This window comes from Vibrio ichthyoenteri ATCC 700023, from assembly GCF_000222605.1.
GTDB classification, from domain to species: domain Bacteria; phylum Pseudomonadota; class Gammaproteobacteria; order Enterobacterales; family Vibrionaceae; genus Vibrio; species Vibrio ichthyoenteri.
In genome coordinates this window covers 1-1,009 of record NZ_AFWF01000153.1, presented here as the reverse complement: position 1 = coordinate 1,009, position 1,009 = coordinate 1, and the positions used below count along the sequence as shown (strand labels likewise).

General features: G+C 44.9%; 1 protein-coding gene. It reads right to left on the bottom strand.

Translation table 11 applies throughout. The annotated features are described in order from the left end of the window. The coding region (locus RH85_RS22315; protein WP_083824871.1) for an IS91 family transposase at window positions 1–889 on the bottom strand (889 nt) is incomplete at its 3' end. Window positions 890–1,009 lie beyond the last annotated feature (120 nt).

Genomic DNA, 1,009 nt, shown 5'->3' with positions numbered 1-1,009 from the left:
ATCCATCTCGATGGTCTAGGTATTTAAACGCTACGGTTCCTCCGCTGTAATGCCGTAATCTCGATGCTGAGATTGGTGGGCGCTTTAAGTATCGCCCTAGATAATTCACTGTCTGCTTTAACGCTTTGGTTTTCTTCGAAAAATGTATGTTCCAATAACGCTGATATTGACGGTCTAAAAAAATGGCCCATTGTCGATAGTCATAGATATGCCACGTGCTCTCAGTTGATAAATTGAGTTCGGAAAATTTTTTCCTTAGAAGTGTTATCAAGCCCCGACGCCAGTGGAACTCTACATGTTTCTTCTTGAAATAGATGGGTTGCCAGCAGTGGTTTTCATCCAATCCTCCTCGGGTGACTGACAGGTGAATATGGGGATGCCAATTAAGCCCTCGCCCATATGTGTGCAAGGCGCCAAATATACCTACTTCAAGCCCATGCTTTTTCGCCCAATTTAATAAGGTGTTTGCCGCTAATGAAAATAAGTCGTTTAGCAACGTTGGGTTGACTTCGAATATAGGCCAGAGCTCACTGGGCATCGTAAAGGTGATATGTTGATGCTCGCAATCTGGCATGACTTCCATCTGCGTTGCTATCCATTGCTCTGTGGACTTCGTTCCGCAAGAGCTGCAAGCCTTTGTCTTACAGCTTTGGCAAATGACTTTTGTATGAGGGCAGTTACCATTTCCACAATCGTAGTGTTTGGCTCCCATCAAGTTGGTTCCGCACGCCAACATCCTTTCAACACAAGTGATCTGCCAGAGCGTGAACGTACCAGCGTGCTCCCAAAGTACTTTTTCCCAGGTGTTGTCTTTTTCAAAAAGGAGTTTTGTAGCCCGCGGGACAAATTCTTTTTGAGAGTGGTGTCTGCGTCCTGAATAGAAGGTCAATTTGTTGATTGTGTGAGAAAAAAAGTGAAGAGAGCATAGCGTTAACGGGGTAAATGTTGAATAAATGATTTAACGCGCCCACGCTCGATGCGTAGCATCGCTATCTTGATGGGGACGTGA